We start from the raw sequence: 15,023 nt of genomic DNA on the forward strand, positions 1-15,023 counted from the left end.
GATTTCGGCTCAGTGACCGCAGGCCTTGCCCGCTGGGCTGATGTGGTATTTAAAGACTAAAACATAACGCCGTGGGGAAACTCACGGCGTTTTAAATTTTTAACTGTTTCACCCCATCGGGGAATTCAATTTGCAGCGAAAGCTTGCCACCCAACGCTTCGATATAACGCTTTAACGTCCCTAATTTGACTTCATTCCCGCGTTTTTCAATCGCTGTCACCGCCGGTTGGCTAATACCCATCGCTTCGGCCAGCTGTTGTTGCGACCAGCCTTTTTGCTCGCGAATCATATGCAGGCAACACTCCAGAATCAGTTCCTGGGTTCCCTCAGCCACTCTTTTTTGTCTTTCTGGCGAGAGAGTAGAAATGATCTCGTCGAGCGTTCTGTAGCCTTTGTTATTACTTTTCATGTTACTGCTCCTGTGACTTCAACCAAGCCATAAACTCTTTATCAGCAATACTCGTCATGGTTTCGTAGAAGCGTTTATTTTTCGATTTATCTCCTGCACACAACACGATGGCCCGGCGGGAAATAGCAAAAGCATATAAGGCACGAATGGGCCTGCCGCAATGCTGCACTCTCAGCTCTTTCATGTTGTTAAAACGCGATCCCTTTATCGTATCTGCGTAAGGGCGTGACAAACCTGGACCCAAAAATTGCAAGTTTCCCAACGCATGTAACGTGCGATCCTGCAGTTCTTCACTTTGTTCATCAAACCACTCATCAAAACGTGGAGTGGTATAAACAGCCCATGTCATGGCGTCACCTTATAAACTATAGGTTATATTTAAAATATAAACCACAGTTTATTGCTGAAGATATGAACAGGATACTATTCAAGCGAATTTCTACGAGAATCTACGCAAAAAACCGCCTTCTCAGACTTATCCAAACAGTACTTCATATTTCCTCCATTTTTCAGCCGCCTTCCCTCACTACACTAGTATGATTAGGCCTATTGGCTCCAGGAAGAGAACACTTACAACTATGAAAGGTACGTTCACCGCACGTGGGTTTGGGATTGCAGCCGCAGTTATTGTCGTTATCGCCGCCGTTTTTTACTGGCGCGCCACGGGTTCTGGTAACGACACCTCAGGTTCGCAATCTGCGCAACAACGCTCTGCTGGCGGTCGCCCCGGGATGCGAGGTGCGGCGTTAGCCCCTGTCCAGGCGGCAGTCGCGACCAGTGAATCAGTGCCGCGTTTCCTGACGGGGCTTGGGACGATGACCGCCGCAAATACCGTGACGGTTCGCAGCCGTGTCGATGGGCAACTATTGGCGATTCACTTCCAGGAAGGGCAACAAGTTAACGCCGGTGATTTGCTGGCAGAGATCGACCCTAGCCAGTTCAAAATTGCGCTTGCCCAGGCGCAAGGGCAACTGGCAAAGGATCAGGCCACCCTGGCCAATGCCCGCCGTGACCTCGCACGTTTTCAGCAACTGGTTAAAACCAACCTCGTGTCACGCCAGGAATTAGACGCGCAACAAGCGTTAGTCAATGAATCTGTCGGGACCATAAAGGCCGATGAAGCCACCGTTGCCAGCGCGCAATTACAACTCGACTGGAGCCGCATCACCGCACCCATTAATGGCCGCGTCGGTCTGAAACAAGTCGATGTCGGCAACCAGATATCCAGTAGTGATACCACGGGCATTGTGGTGCTGACCCAAACACATCCCATCGATCTGATTTTTAGCCTGCCAGAAAGCGACATTGCCACCGTGGTGAAAGCACAGAAGGCCGGAATAACGCTGAGTGTCGAAGCCTGGGATCGCACCAATAAGCAGAAACTCAGCGGCGGTTCCTTGCTGAGTCTCGATAACCAAATCGATGCCACCACGGGCACCATCAAACTCAAAGCGCGTTTCAATAACCAAGACGACGCGTTGTTCCCAAACCAGTTTGTTAATGCACGCATGTTGGTTGATACCCAGCAAAACGCGGTCGTCATCCCCACTGCTGCCGTACAAATGGGCAGCGAAGGCAACTTCGTTTGGGTGCTCAATAGCGAAGATAAAGTCAGCAAACATTTGGTGACAGTCGGCATTCAGGATAGCCAGAAAGTGGTAATTACCGCCGGGGTTTCTGCCGGTGACCGTGTGGTAACCGACGGCATTGACCGACTGACCGAAGGGGCAAAAGTGGAAGTGGTCGAGGCGCAGTCGGCGACCGCTACCGCCCCAACCAAAAGTACAGACACGCCTGCAAAACACAAACATAACGGAGCGACTTCCTGATGCAGGTATTACCCCCTGGTGCCACAGGAGGCCCATCACGCCTGTTTATCCTGCGACCTGTTGCCACCACACTATTGATGGTGGCTATCTTAATTGCCGGGATTATCGGTTATCGCTTCCTGCCCGTTTCAGCGCTACCCGAAGTGGATTACCCGACAATTCAAGTGGTCACGCTCTATCCGGGTGCCAGCCCGGATGTGGTGACATCGGCGATTACCGCCCCACTTGAACGCCAGTTTGGGCAGATGTCCGGCCTCAAACAAATGTCCTCACAAAGTGCTGGTGGCGCCTCGGTTGTGACGTTGCAATTCCAGCTCACACTCCCCCTGGACGTGGCCGAGCAAGAAGTACAGGCAGCCATCAACGCCGCCACTAACCTGCTACCCACCGATCTTCCGAATCCGCCGGTTTACAGCAAAGTTAACCCGGCCGATCCGCCGATTATGACGCTCGCCGTGACTTCAACCGCCATGCCGATGACACAAGTCGAAGATATGGTGGAAACGCGCGTAGCACAGAAGATTTCCCAGGTTTCCGGTGTGGGTCTGGTGACGCTTTCCGGTGGCCAGCGCCCAGCCGTACGCGTGAAACTAAACGCACCCGCGGTTGCCGCCCTTGGCTTAACCAGCGAAACCGTGCGCACTGCCATTACCAGCGCCAACGTCAATTCGGCAAAAGGTAGCCTTGACGGCCCCGAGCGCGCCGTGACCCTATCGGCTAACGATCAAATGCAGTCTGCCGCTGAATATCGCAATCTGATTATTGCTTACCAGAATGGTGCGCCGATCCGTCTTGGCGATGTGGCCACCGTTGAACAAGGTGCGGAAAACACCTGGCTCGGCGCCTGGGCAAACAAGCAGCCCGCCATTGTGATGAACGTGCAACGTCAACCTGGCGCGAACATCATCGACACCGCCGACAGCATACGTGCGATGTTGCCCGCATTAACCCAAAGTCTGCCGAAATCGGTTGAGGTCAAATTACTCAGCGACCGCACCACCAATATTCGCGCCTCGGTCAGTGATACCCAGCATGAGTTGATGCTCGCCATCGCGTTGGTGGTAATGATTATTTATCTGTTCCTGCGCAATGTCCCGGCGACCATTATTCCGGCGGTAGCGGTTCCACTGTCGTTGATGGGTACGTTTGCCGTGATGGTGTTCCTCGACTTTTCGATAAACAACCTCACCTTGATGGCATTAACCATTGCCACCGGCTTTGTGGTGGATGATGCTATCGTGGTTATCGAGAACATCTCCCGCTACATTGAAAAAGGCGAAAAGCCGTTGGCCGCCTCGCTCAAAGGAGCCGGTGAGATTGGTTTTACGATTATCTCGCTGACCTTTTCGCTGATTGCGGTCCTGATTCCATTATTGTTTATGGGTGACATCGTCGGTCGCTTATTCCGCGAGTTTGCGATGACGCTGGCGATCGCCATTTTGATTTCTGCAGTGGTGTCACTGACGCTAACGCCGATGATGTGCGCCCGCATGTTGAGCCACGAGTCGCTACGCAAACAGAACCGTTTTTCCCGCGCCAGTGAGCGTTTCTTCGACCGTGTGATTGCCGGTTATGGCCGTATTCTAACCCGCGTATTACACCATCCGTGGCTGACATTGGGCGTGGCTTTCGGCACTCTGGCGCTGACCATTATGCTGTGGATTTTCATCCCCAAAGGCTTCTTCCCGATTCAGGATAACGGGATTATTCAAGGCACCTTACAAGCGCCACAATCGGTTTCGTTTGCCAGCATGGCCCAGCGCCAGCAGCAGGTTGCCGATGTGGTGATGAAAGATCCGGCGGTCGAAAGCCTGACGTCATTTATTGGCGTAGATGGCACCAACCCGTCGCTCAACAGTGCGCGTTTGCAAATCAACCTCAAGCCACTGAGCGAGCGTGACGACCGCATTCCGGTGGTCATTGAAAGGCTGCAAAATGAGGTCGCCAAAGTACCGGGTGTTGAGCTTTACCTACAGCCGGTGCAGGATTTGACCATTGATACCACCGTCAGCCGCACACAATATCAGTTCAGCTTGCAGGCCACGTCCCTCGACGCACTCAGCACCTGGGTGCCACAATTAACCGAAAAACTCCGTGCGTTGCCAGAACTGGCTGATGTTAGCAGCGACTGGCAGGATCAAGGGTTGGTGGCGTATGTGAATGTCGATCGGGCCAGCGCCAGCCGCCTGGGTATTTCGATGTCAGATGTGGATAACGCGCTGTACAACGCCTTTGGTCAGCGCCTGATCTCCACCATTTACACCCAAGCCAACCAGTATCGCGTGGTTCTTGAACACGATACCAGCGCAACACCGGGCTTAAGTGGGCTGGATAACATCCGCCTTGCCAGTACGGATAGCGGCAGTGTGCCGTTAAGTAGCATTGCCAAAATCGAGCCGCGTTTTGCGCCGCTGACAGTCAACCATCTCGACCAGTTCCCGTCGTCCACTTTTTCCTTCAACGTGACCGGTGATCATTCGCTGGGAGAAGCCGTGGAGGCGATTCGTGCTGCTGAAAAAGATCTCGCGATGCCGGTGGACATCACCACCCAATTCCAGGGCAGCACCCTCGCCTTCCAGGCTGCATTAGGTAACACGATTTGGCTTATCATCGCCTCCGTGGTGGCGATGTATATCGTCCTCGGCGTGCTCTACGAGAGCTTTATTCACCCCATCACGATTTTGTCCACGCTGCCAACCGCAGGTGTCGGGGCCTTACTGGCATTGATGTTGGCGGGTGCCGAATTGAACGTCATTGCAATTATCGGCATCATTTTGCTCATCGGTATCGTCAAGAAAAACGCCATCATGATGATCGACTTCGCGCTGGCGGCCGAGCGTGAACAAGGGATGAAGCCTTATGATGCGATTTATCAGGCCTGTTTACTGCGTTTTCGCCCCATTCTGATGACCACACTTGCTGCTCTGCTGGGTGCGTTACCGCTGATGCTGTCAACGGGCGTCGGTGCTGAACTGCGCCGCCCGTTAGGGATTGGCATGGTCGGCGGGTTGCTGGTCAGCCAGGTACTCACGCTGTTTACCACCCCGGTAATCTATTTGCTGTTTGATAACCTGTCCCATGCGGTGCGCCGTCGTTTTGGTCGTCGTGATGAGGAAATGCTGTGAAGTTCTTCGCACTGTTCATCTATCGACCGGTCGCCACCATTTTGCTGACCGCCGCCATCACCTTGTGCGGCGTGTTGGGCTTCCGTCTGCTGCCGGTTGCTCCACTGCCGCAAGTGGATTTCCCGGTGATCATGGTCAGTGCTTCACTGCCGGGTGCCTCGCCGGAAACCATGGCCTCGTCAGTCGCCACACCGCTGGAGCGTGCCCTCGGGCGCATTGCCGGTGTCAACGAGATGACGTCATCAAGTTCGCTGGGCAGTACCCGAATTATTCTCGAATTTACTTTTGATCGAGATATCAATAGTGCTGCGCGTGATGTGCAGGCAGCCATTAATGCCGCACAAAGCCTGTTGCCCAGCGGCATGCCAAGCCGCCCGACCTATCGCAAAGCCAACCCGTCAGATGCGCCGATTATGATCCTGACGCTGACCTCCGACACCTATTCCCAGGGGAAATTGTATGATTTCGCTTCCACACAAGTGGCGCAAACCGTGGCGCAAATTGATGGCGTGGGCGATGTGGACATCGGCGGTAGCTCACTTCCAGCGGTGCGCGTGGCGCTCAATCCGCAAGCGCTGTTTAACCAAGGGGTTTCACTGGATGCGGTTCGCGAAACCATTAACGATGCCAACGTGCGCCGCCCACAAGGTGCGGTAGAAGATAACGCACAGCGCTGGCAATTACAGACCAATGATGAACTGAAAACCGCCACGGAATATCAACCGTTAATCATCCATTACAACAATGGTGGTGCGGTGCACTTGAGCGATGTCGCCACCGTGACCGACTCCGTCCAGGATGTGCGCAACGCCGGGATGGCGAATGCAAAACCGGCCATTTTGCTGATGATTCGTAAATCGCAGGAAGCGAACATCATCGAAACGGTGGATAGAATTCGGGCGAAACTCCCTGAGTTGCGTGAAACCATTCCGGCGTCGATAGACTTGCAAATTGCCCAGGATCGCTCGCCAACCATTCGTGCGTCGCTCGCTGAAGTCGAGCAATCGCTGGTTATCTCGGTCGTGTTGGTGATTCTGGTGGTGTTCCTGTTCCTGCGCTCTGGCCGGGCGACACTTATCCCGGCGGTAGCGGTTCCGGTGTCGCTGATTGGCACCTTTATCGCCATGTATCTGTGCGGTTTTAGCCTGAATAACCTGTCGTTGATGGCGCTAACCATCGCCACCGGTTTTGTGGTGGATGACGCCATCGTGGTGCTGGAAAATATTTCACGCCATCTCGAAGCGGGCGTGAAACCTTTGCAGGCTGCGTTACAAGGGGTACGCGAAGTCGGATTTACCGTGCTGTCGATGAGCTTATCGCTGGTAGCGGTGTTCTTGCCGCTCCTGTTGATGGGTGGATTGCCAGGGCGATTATTCAAAGAGTTTGCCGTCACGCTGTCGGTCGCCATCGGGATTTCGCTACTGGTGTCAATTACCCTCACACCGATGATGTGCGGCTGGCTGTTAAAGAACAAACCGAAACACTCGCCAACCCGTCAACGTGGGTTTGGGCGCCTGTTAGTGGCGATGCAACAGGGTTACGGGCGCTCGCTTAAATGGGTGCTCAACCATACCAAACTGGTGGGCGTGGTGCTGTTAGCCACTATGGCACTCAACATTTGGCTGTATATCGCCATCCCGAAAACCTTCTTCCCAGAGCAAGATACCGGGCGTTTGATGGGCAATATTCAGGCCGACCAGAGCATTTCCTTCCAGGCGATGCGCGGTAAATTGCAGGATTTCATGAAAATCGTCCGTGACGATCCGGCAGTCGAAAACGTGACGGGCTTTACCGGTGGCTCACGGGTGAACAGCGGTATGATGTTTATCTCGCTCAAGCCGCTTTCTGAGCGTAAAGAGACCGCGCAACAAGTCATCGACCGCCTGCGTAAATCGCTGGCGAAAGAGCCGGGAGCCAGTCTGTTTTTGATGGCGGTGCAGGATATTCGTGTCGGTGGCCGTCAGGCCAACGCCAGCTATCAGTACACGCTGCTTTCCGATAATTTGGCCGATTTGCGAACCTGGGAGCCTAAAATTCGCCAGGCGCTGGCGAAACTGCCGCAGCTTGCCGACGTCAACTCCGACAGCCAGGACAACGGTGCGGAAATGGATCTGATTTATGACCGTGATTCGATGGCGCGTTTGGGGATTAGCGTGGCAGACGCCAACGACTTGCTGAACAACGCCTTTGGTCAGCGTCAAATTTCAACCATCTATCAACCGCTTAACCAGTACAAAGTGGTGATGGAAGTTGACTCACGCTACACCCAGGATATCAGCGCGTTGGATCAAATGTTCGTCATCAATAAAGAAGGTAAAGCGATACCGCTGTCGCGGTTTGCAAAATGGCAACCAGCCAATGCGCCGCTGTCGGTGAATCACCAGGGGCTTTCTGCTGCTTCGACCGTTTCCTTTAACCTGCCAACAGGCGTGTCGCTATCACAAGCCAGTGAAGCAATCGATCGCACCATGACCGCACTCGGCGTGCCTTCAACAGTGCGCGGGATGTACGCCGGTACCGCGCAAGTGTTCCAGGACACCATGAAATCCCAGGTGTTGTTGATTATCGCCGCCATCGCCACGGTGTATATCGTGTTGGGGATTTTGTATGAGAGCTACGTTCACCCGTTGACGATTCTGTCGACTCTGCCTTCGGCGGGGGTTGGGGCATTGCTGGCATTGGAATTATTTGGTGCACCGTTTAGCCTGATTGCGCTCATCGGTATCATGCTATTGATCGGCATCGTGAAGAAAAACGCCATCATGATGGTGGACTTTGCCATCGACGCGCAACGCAACGGCAATCTGCAACCGGTCGATGCCATTTTCCAGGCCTGCTTGCTACGTTTCCGCCCGATTATGATGACCACGCTGGCCGCACTGTTTGGCGCATTACCTTTAGTGCTGACCAGCGGTGATGGCGCGGAGCTGCGCCAGCCGCTGGGGATTACGATTGTTGGCGGTCTGGTGGTCAGCCAGTTACTGACGTTGTACACCACGCCGGTGGTGTATCTGTTCTTTGACCGTTTGCGGATACGGTTTGCGCGTAAGCCTAATCACCTTGAAGCCCCAGAATATCCAAAATAATTGGAGTTGCAGCAAGGCCGCAAGTGAATGACAAATTCGTCGGGAACGAATTTGACCAGCCAAAGGCTGGCCTTCGGTGAGAGACAGGAGTCTCTCATTAATCCCGATGAGCTGATTTGAGTAAGTGATTCGGGCGAAAGAACGCCGCAACACAGCTGCGGCTTCAAGTATGAAGGATTGAACATATGACTGAACTTCCAGCGAGCGTGCGCTGGCAACTGTGGATTGTCGCCTTCGGCTTTTTCATGCAGTCGCTCGACACGACCATCGTCAATACCGCCCTGCCCTCTATGGCGGCAAGCCTCGGGGAAAGCCCGTTACACATGCACTCGGTGATTGTTGCCTATGTGCTGACGGTGGCGGTGATGCTGCCTGCCAGCGGTTGGTTGGCTGACCGGGTTGGCGTGCGCAATATTTTCTTCACCGCCATCGTGCTGTTCACCATCGGCTCGCTGTTTTGTGCTCATGCATCGACACTTAATGAACTGGTGATGGCGCGGGTTGTGCAAGGGATTGGCGGGGCGATGATGGTCCCGGTTGGGCGTTTGACGGTGATGAAAATTGTCCCACGCGAACAGTACATGGCGGCAATGACTTTCGTGACATTACCTGGGCAAATCGGCCCGTTACTCGGCCCGGCGTTGGGCGGCATACTGGTGGAATATGCTTCCTGGCACTGGATCTTCCTGATTAATCTACCGGTTGGCATTATCGGTGCTATCGCGACCTTGTGGCTGATGCCGAACTACACCCTGCAAACGCGTAAATTCGACATGATGGGTTTTGTCTTGCTTGCAGTTGGCATGGCGGCACTGACCATCGCACTGGATGGCGCAAAAGGTTTAGGCATCACCCCGTCAACGCTGTGGCTGTTAGTTGGCGGTGGCACCGCGGCGATTGCACTCTATTTATGGCATGCCAAAATCCATGACAACGCCTTGTTCAGCCTCAATTTATTTAAAACTCAGACCTTCTCGATTGGATTGCTGGGGAGTTTTTGTGGCCGTATCGGCAGTGGGATGATTCCTTTTATGACGCCGGTATTTCTGCAAATTGGCCTTGGCTTTTCACCGTTCCACGCGGGGCTGATGATGGTGCCGATGGTGCTCGGCAGCATGGGCATGAAACGTATTGTGGTGCAGGTGGTTAACCGTTTTGGCTATCGCCATGTGTTAGTCGCCAGTACGCTTGGCCTGGCACTGGTTATCCTGATGTTTATGGGCACCGCCCTGATGGGTTGGTATTACCTGCTGCCGGTGGTGCTGTTCTTACTGGGTATGGTGAATTCCACCCGATTCTCATCAATGAATACCCTGACGCTGAAAGATTTGCCTGACGACCTTGCAAGCAGTGGCAACAGCATGCTGTCAATGGTGATGCAACTGTCCATGAGTCTCGGCGTGACCCTCGCCGGGCTGCTGCTCGGAATGTACGGTCATCATCAAATAACAGCAGATAGCAACGCGATTCATAGCGTCTTTATGTACACCTGGTTCAGCATCGCGCTGGTTATCGCCCTACCGGCGATTATCTTTGCTCGCGTCCCTAATGACACCACCAAAAATGTCGTGATTGCGCGACGTAAAAGGAGGAGCTCATGAAGCTCTGGCGGCCAGGCATTACCGGCAAACTATTTTTGGCAATTTTCTCTACCTGCTTACTGGTATTAGCCATCATGCATTGGGGAGTACGCCTCAGTTTCGAGCACGGGTTTATTGACTACATCAAACGTGGCAATGAACAACGTCTGGAAATGTTGAGTGACGCGCTGGGCGAACAATATGCGCAGCACGGTAACTGGCAATTCCTGCGCAACAACGACCGTTTTATGTTCAAAATACTGCGTTCTTTTGAGCATGGTGATGAAGAGAACCGTAACCTGCCACCGCATGGCTGGCGCACACAGTTTTGGGTGGTCGATCAGGATTACAAAGTGCTGGTTGGCCCGCGTGGCCCGGTTCCTGGTGACGGCATGCGCCGCGCTATCACCGTTAATGGCCGAGAGACAGGCTGGGTGGTGGCCTCGCCTGTTGAACGGCTTACGCGCAACACCGATATTAATTTCGACAAGCAGCAACGCCGCACCAGTTGGATTATTGTCGCCCTCTCCTCACTGCTTGCAGCAGCGGCCACCTTTTTGCTGGCACGCGGTTTACTTGCACCGGTAAAAAGGTTGGTTGAAGGAACGCATAAACTGGCTGCGGGCGATTTCACGACCCGCGTTGATTCCACCAGCCAGGATGAACTGGGCAAACTGGCACAAGACTTTAACCAACTTGCCAGCACGCTTGAGAAAAACCACAACATGCGCCGCGCGTATATGGCCGATATTTCCCATGAATTGCGCACCCCGCTGGCAATATTACGCGGCGAGCTGGAAGCGATTCAGGATGGTGTGCGCAAATTCACCCCGGAATCGGTCGCCTCGCTGCAGATGGAAGTGGCGACGCTAACCAAACTCGTTGACGACCTGCACCACTTATCGATGTCAGACGAAGGGGCTCTGGCCTATCAGAAACAGTCACTGGATGTCATCAACCTGTTGGAAATTGCGGCGGGCGCGTTCCGTGAGCGTTTCAATTCGCGCGGTTTAACCATCAGTCTGGCACTGCCGGACAGTGTGACCATTTTTGGTGACAGTGATCGTTTAATGCAGCTATTCAATAACTTGCTGGAAAACAGCCTACGCTACACCGATGCAGGCGGCCAATTGGTTATCTCCGGTGAAGTCCTCCAACAGCGTTTCGTGATGCATTTCGCTGATAGCGCGCCGGGGGTCAATGACGAGCAGTTGACCATGCTGTTTGAACGGTTTTACCGCGCTGAAGGTTCACGTAACCGGGCAAGTGGAGGCTCAGGCCTTGGGTTGTCCATCTGCCAAAACATCGCCGCCGCCCATAACGGCAAGCTATACGCTACGCATTCGCCTTTCGGCGGGGTTAGCATTACAGTAGAGATACCCTTGCTGCCAGAATCGTTGAGACCTGTATGACCGAGTTACCGATTGACGAAAACACACCGCGCATCTTAATTGTTGAAGACGAACCTAAGCTTGGGCAGTTGCTCATTGATTACTTACGCGCGGCGGGTTACGCCCCGGAATTGATTACCCATGGCGATAAAGTGTTGGCGTTTGTGCGCCAGACTCCGCCGGATTTAATCCTGCTCGACTTGATGCTGCCAGGCACTGATGGCCTGACGCTGTGCCGCGAGATCCGCCGCTTCTCTGAGATACCGGTGGTGATGGTGACCGCAAAAATCGAAGAAATTGACCGTCTGTTAGGGCTGGAAATTGGTGCCGATGATTACATCTGCAAACCTTACAGCCCGCGGGAAGTCGTGGCGCGCGTGAAAACTATTTTGCGCCGCTGCAAACGCCAACGCGAACCCATTCCTGCCGACGAAATCAGTCCGTTGATTATCGACGAAAGCCGTTTTCAGGCCAGCTGGCGCGACAAACTGCTGGATTTAACCCCCGCAGAGTTCCGTCTGCTCAAAACTCTATCCCACGAACCGGGCAAAGTTTTTTCACGCGAACAACTGCTAAACCAACTTTATGATGATTATCGCGTGGTGACTGACCGCACTATCGACAGCCATATCAAAAACCTGCGCCGCAAACTGGAGTCTCTGGACGAAGAACAGTCGTTTATCCGCGCCGTATATGGTGTGGGTTATCGCTGGGAAGCTGACGCCTGCCGCATTGCCTAGTTGCCTAGTTGCCTTGGTTGCCTTGGTTGCTTAGTTGCCAGGTCGTCATCAGTGATACTGGCAACCGAACTCACACGGCTCGACCCGATAACCTGCGATTCTTTGTTATCCGTTTCCAGCCTAATTTAGTAATTCTTCGGTAATTTTTTAACAATGCGGACTAATTTGCCATTATTGACTTCGATATAACCTCCGGCCCGCAATTCAGAAATAATTTTCATCACCCCGCTCCGCGCCAGACGGGAACGAGTAATGATGAAATCAGCCATACTCAGTTGCGCACGTTCATCTTCACTATATTGTTCGAGTTCGTGAAGGAGTAAACAGATAATTTTATAGGCTGAGCTGTTCAGTAATATCAGGTCCCGGTGCAGTTTCCTGTCGATCAGGTAGCCTTGGGTAATCCATAATTCTTCCCAGAGATTATGCTGTCTCACCAGTGATAAGGCCGTTTGTTGCGGGAGATATTTGACCACGCTGGAAGCGGGAAATTGAGCATAAAACATCTTTGAACGGTACTCAGATCCCTGTAGACCAAGGATATTTGGCACCCAGCCTGTTTCTGCGAGTCGGTTGTCCAGATATTGCCAGACATCAATCCTGCCTTCTAATAATAAAAAGACTCGCGGATGGCCATTTTCGTCACACAAACTCACGGTATTTTTCTTTTTATCTGCCACGTAATCGGTTGAGGCGTTAATAAAGACATTCAGCAATTTGTTAATTTCAACCAACGGTTTTTCCGGGGGAATAATATCAATGGGCGGAGTTGGCTGAGTCATTTTGCACCATTTTTAAACATGACAGGAAAGACCTTGAGTATAACGGATAATCAATGGGAACTTGTGAGGAGGCCATGTCCATTGCCGTAGATGGCTGGCTCAATGGTGGTTTCAGGAACCTTTTAGCGGTATCATTCCCGCTCATAAACTGTGGGTTATCCACATGCCTTAAAACCGCTACGCCTTATGCAGCGGTTCTGACCTGACATCAGAACGAGAACATCATGTTTAAACCAGAACTTCTTTCGCCTGCCGGAACGCTGAAAAATATGCGTTATGCTTTCGCTTACGGTGCTGACGCGGTTTATGCCGGCCAGCCGCGCTATAGCTTGCGGGTGCGCAATAACGAATTCAATCACGAAAACTTGCAAGTTGGCATTAACGAAGCCCATGAGTTGGGTAAAAAATTCTACGTGGTTGTTAACATCGCCCCGCATAACGCCAAGCTGAAAACCTTTATCCGTGACCTGAAACCGGTTATCGATATGGGGCCGGATGCACTTATCATGTCCGACCCTGGACTCATCATGATGGTCCGTGAAGCGTTCCCGGAAATGGATGTTCATCTGTCCGTACAGGCTAACGCAGTGAACTGGGCAACCGTGAAGTTCTGGAAGCAAATGGGTCTGACCCGCGTGATTCTTTCCCGCGAACTTTCCCTTGAAGAGATTGCTGAAGTACGCGAACAAGTGCCGGAAATGGAGCTGGAAATTTTCGTCCATGGCGCATTGTGCATGGCCTATTCTGGGCGCTGCCTGCTGTCGGGTTACATCAACAAGCGCGATCCAAACCAAGGCACCTGCACCAACGCCTGCCGTTGGGAATATAAAGTTGAAGAAGGTAAAGAGGATGATGTCGGCAATATCGTGCATCTTCATGAGCCCATTCCGGTACAGAACATTGAACCCACGCTTGGCGCTGGCGCACCGACTGACAAAGTATTCATGATGGAAGAAGCCAAACGTCCTGGCGAATACATGACCGCGTTCGAAGACGAGCACGGCACCTATATCATGAACTCGAAAGACCTGCGTGCTATTGAACACGTTGAGCGCCTGACCAAGATGGGCGTGCATTCGCTGAAAATCGAAGGTCGTACCAAATCTTATTATTACTGCGCCCGTACCGCGCAGGTCTACCGCCGTGCGATTGATGACGCTGCTGCCGGTAAGCCATTCGACCCTACCCTTTTGACAACACTCGAAGGCCTGGCGCACCGCGGCTACACCGAAGGTTTCTTGCGTCGCCACAATCACGATGCCTATCAGAATTACGATTACGGCCATTCGGTATCAGAGACTCAGCAGTTTGTCGGCGAGTTTACCGGTGAACGTCGCGGTGACCTGGTTGCGGTAAAAGTGAAGAATAAATTCCTGTTGGGCGACAGCCTGGAGTTAATGACACCACAAGGTAACGTCACATTTACTCTCGAAGTGCTGGAAAACACCAAAGCGCAACCGATTGATGTTGCTCCGGGCGATGGCCATACCGTATGGATGCCTGTGCCGGAAGACGTGTCGCTGGATTTTGCGCTGCTGATGCGCAATTTAGCAGGTCAGACCTCTCGCGATCCGCACGCTAACTAGTTCATTTAGGTTATTTTTTCGCTCTGGAAGAATTTTAGAAACCGATCACATACCGCTTCGTTAGATACGGTTATTATCTCCGGGCTGAAAAACATAACCCATAAATGCTAGTTATATCCAAGAACCACCTCATTGGCCTGTGAAATCTCCCTTTCGCAGGCCTTCTTTTTTTGATGTTACAACAAACCAATTAATCCCCCCATCCTCCTGATACTCCACATCAGAAAGCCTCATCTGAGTTCTAAGAAAACCTTGATACTGCGGTGCGGCGCTGGCATCAGCTTGCTGTGCCTGGCCATGATACTCCGCACTTTCAGGTGTTTTTGGGCGAGTGCTATTTTCAATGGTTATATGGAGAATGGATAGCTAACAGGGCTGACGGGACGATGGCACTGCAAGTATCCGGGTCACTCCATAAGTTTTCTGGAGTGTCTATTTTCGTGCGTTGTGTGAATGAAGAGATAGCAAAGGGAGATGGGTAGCGCAGGACACAAC

10 protein-coding genes are annotated in these 15,023 nt (G+C 52.7%); 7 read left to right on the forward strand and 3 right to left on the reverse strand.

What is annotated here, in order from left to right; all coding sequences use genetic code 11:
• Positions 1-91 precede the first annotated feature (91 nt).
• Both VJY99_RS02630 and VJY99_RS02635 read right to left on the reverse strand, forming a co-directional pair.
• The gene (locus VJY99_RS02630) at positions 92-409 is read right to left on the reverse strand and encodes a helix-turn-helix domain-containing protein (RefSeq protein ID WP_324116069.1); all 318 of its coding nucleotides are present in this window, start codon (positions 407-409) and stop codon (positions 92-94) included.
• Between the two features lies 1 nt (position 410).
• Positions 411-758 (reverse strand): type II toxin-antitoxin system RelE/ParE family toxin, encoded by a 348-nt coding sequence (locus VJY99_RS02635; protein WP_324116071.1) that lies wholly within the window; start codon positions 756-758, stop codon positions 411-413.
• A gap of 229 nt (positions 759-987) precedes the next feature.
• Between VJY99_RS02635 and VJY99_RS02640 the strand changes: the two genes are divergently transcribed.
• From VJY99_RS02640 to baeR, 6 genes are all read left to right on the forward strand, one after another.
• Positions 988-2,238, forward strand: coding sequence for an MdtA/MuxA family multidrug efflux RND transporter periplasmic adaptor subunit (locus tag VJY99_RS02640; protein WP_324116073.1), 1,251 nt, complete (start codon positions 988-990; stop codon positions 2,236-2,238).
• On the forward strand, positions 2,238-5,363 hold the full coding sequence (locus VJY99_RS02645; RefSeq protein ID WP_324116075.1) for an MdtB/MuxB family multidrug efflux RND transporter permease subunit: 3,126 nt from the start codon (positions 2,238-2,240) through the stop codon (positions 5,361-5,363). The genes VJY99_RS02640 and VJY99_RS02645 overlap by 1 nt, the downstream gene beginning before the upstream one ends.
• A complete protein-coding gene (gene mdtC / locus VJY99_RS02650) occupies positions 5,360-8,449 on the forward strand; it encodes a multidrug efflux RND transporter permease subunit MdtC (protein ID WP_324116077.1) in 3,090 nt (1,029 codons plus the stop codon). Before VJY99_RS02645 ends, mdtC begins: the two co-directional genes overlap by 4 nt.
• Before the next feature lie 185 nt (positions 8,450-8,634).
• Entirely contained in the window at positions 8,635-10,050 is a 1,416-nt protein-coding gene (locus VJY99_RS02655; RefSeq protein WP_324116079.1) for an MFS transporter, read from the forward strand.
• A complete protein-coding gene (baeS, locus tag VJY99_RS02660) occupies positions 10,047-11,441 on the forward strand; it encodes a two-component system sensor histidine kinase BaeS (RefSeq protein ID WP_324116081.1) in 1,395 nt (464 codons plus the stop codon). Before VJY99_RS02655 ends, baeS begins: the two co-directional genes overlap by 4 nt.
• Entirely contained in the window at positions 11,438-12,160 is a 723-nt protein-coding gene (gene baeR, locus VJY99_RS02665; RefSeq protein ID WP_324116083.1) for a two-component system response regulator BaeR, read from the forward strand. Before baeS ends, baeR begins: the two co-directional genes overlap by 4 nt.
• Before the next feature lie 125 nt (positions 12,161-12,285).
• Here baeR and VJY99_RS02670 read toward each other — a convergent pair whose 3' ends face one another.
• Entirely contained in the window at positions 12,286-12,942 is a 657-nt protein-coding gene (locus VJY99_RS02670) for a helix-turn-helix domain-containing protein (RefSeq protein WP_324116085.1), read from the reverse strand.
• Positions 12,943-13,166: 224 nt separating this feature from the next.
• On the opposite strand from VJY99_RS02670, the gene yegQ reads away from it, so the two are divergent.
• Positions 13,167-14,528, forward strand: coding sequence for a tRNA 5-hydroxyuridine modification protein YegQ (yegQ, locus tag VJY99_RS02675; protein ID WP_324116087.1), 1,362 nt, complete (start codon positions 13,167-13,169; stop codon positions 14,526-14,528).
• The last annotated feature ends 495 nt before the right edge of the window (positions 14,529-15,023 follow it).

The organism is Buttiauxella sp. (assembly GCF_035271705.1).
Taxonomy (GTDB): domain Bacteria; phylum Pseudomonadota; class Gammaproteobacteria; order Enterobacterales; family Enterobacteriaceae; genus Buttiauxella.

Coding starts and splice junctions, on each gene's coding strand:
- VJY99_RS02630 (WP_324116069.1), bottom strand. CDS start 409: ATGAAAAGTAATAACAAAGGCTACAGAACGCTCGACGAGATCATTTCT.
- VJY99_RS02635 (WP_324116071.1), bottom strand. CDS start 758: ATGACATGGGCTGTTTATACCACTCCACGTTTTGATGAGTGGTTTGAT.
- VJY99_RS02640 (WP_324116073.1), top strand. CDS start 988: ATGAAAGGTACGTTCACCGCACGTGGGTTTGGGATTGCAGCCGCAGTT.
- VJY99_RS02645 (WP_324116075.1), top strand. CDS start 2,238: ATGCAGGTATTACCCCCTGGTGCCACAGGAGGCCCATCACGCCTGTTT.
- VJY99_RS02655 (WP_324116079.1), top strand. CDS start 8,635: ATGACTGAACTTCCAGCGAGCGTGCGCTGGCAACTGTGGATTGTCGCC.
- baeS (WP_324116081.1), top strand. CDS start 10,047: ATGAAGCTCTGGCGGCCAGGCATTACCGGCAAACTATTTTTGGCAATT.
- baeR (WP_324116083.1), top strand. CDS start 11,438: ATGACCGAGTTACCGATTGACGAAAACACACCGCGCATCTTAATTGTT.
- VJY99_RS02670 (WP_324116085.1), bottom strand. CDS start 12,942: ATGACTCAGCCAACTCCGCCCATTGATATTATTCCCCCGGAAAAACCG.
- yegQ (WP_324116087.1), top strand. CDS start 13,167: ATGTTTAAACCAGAACTTCTTTCGCCTGCCGGAACGCTGAAAAATATG.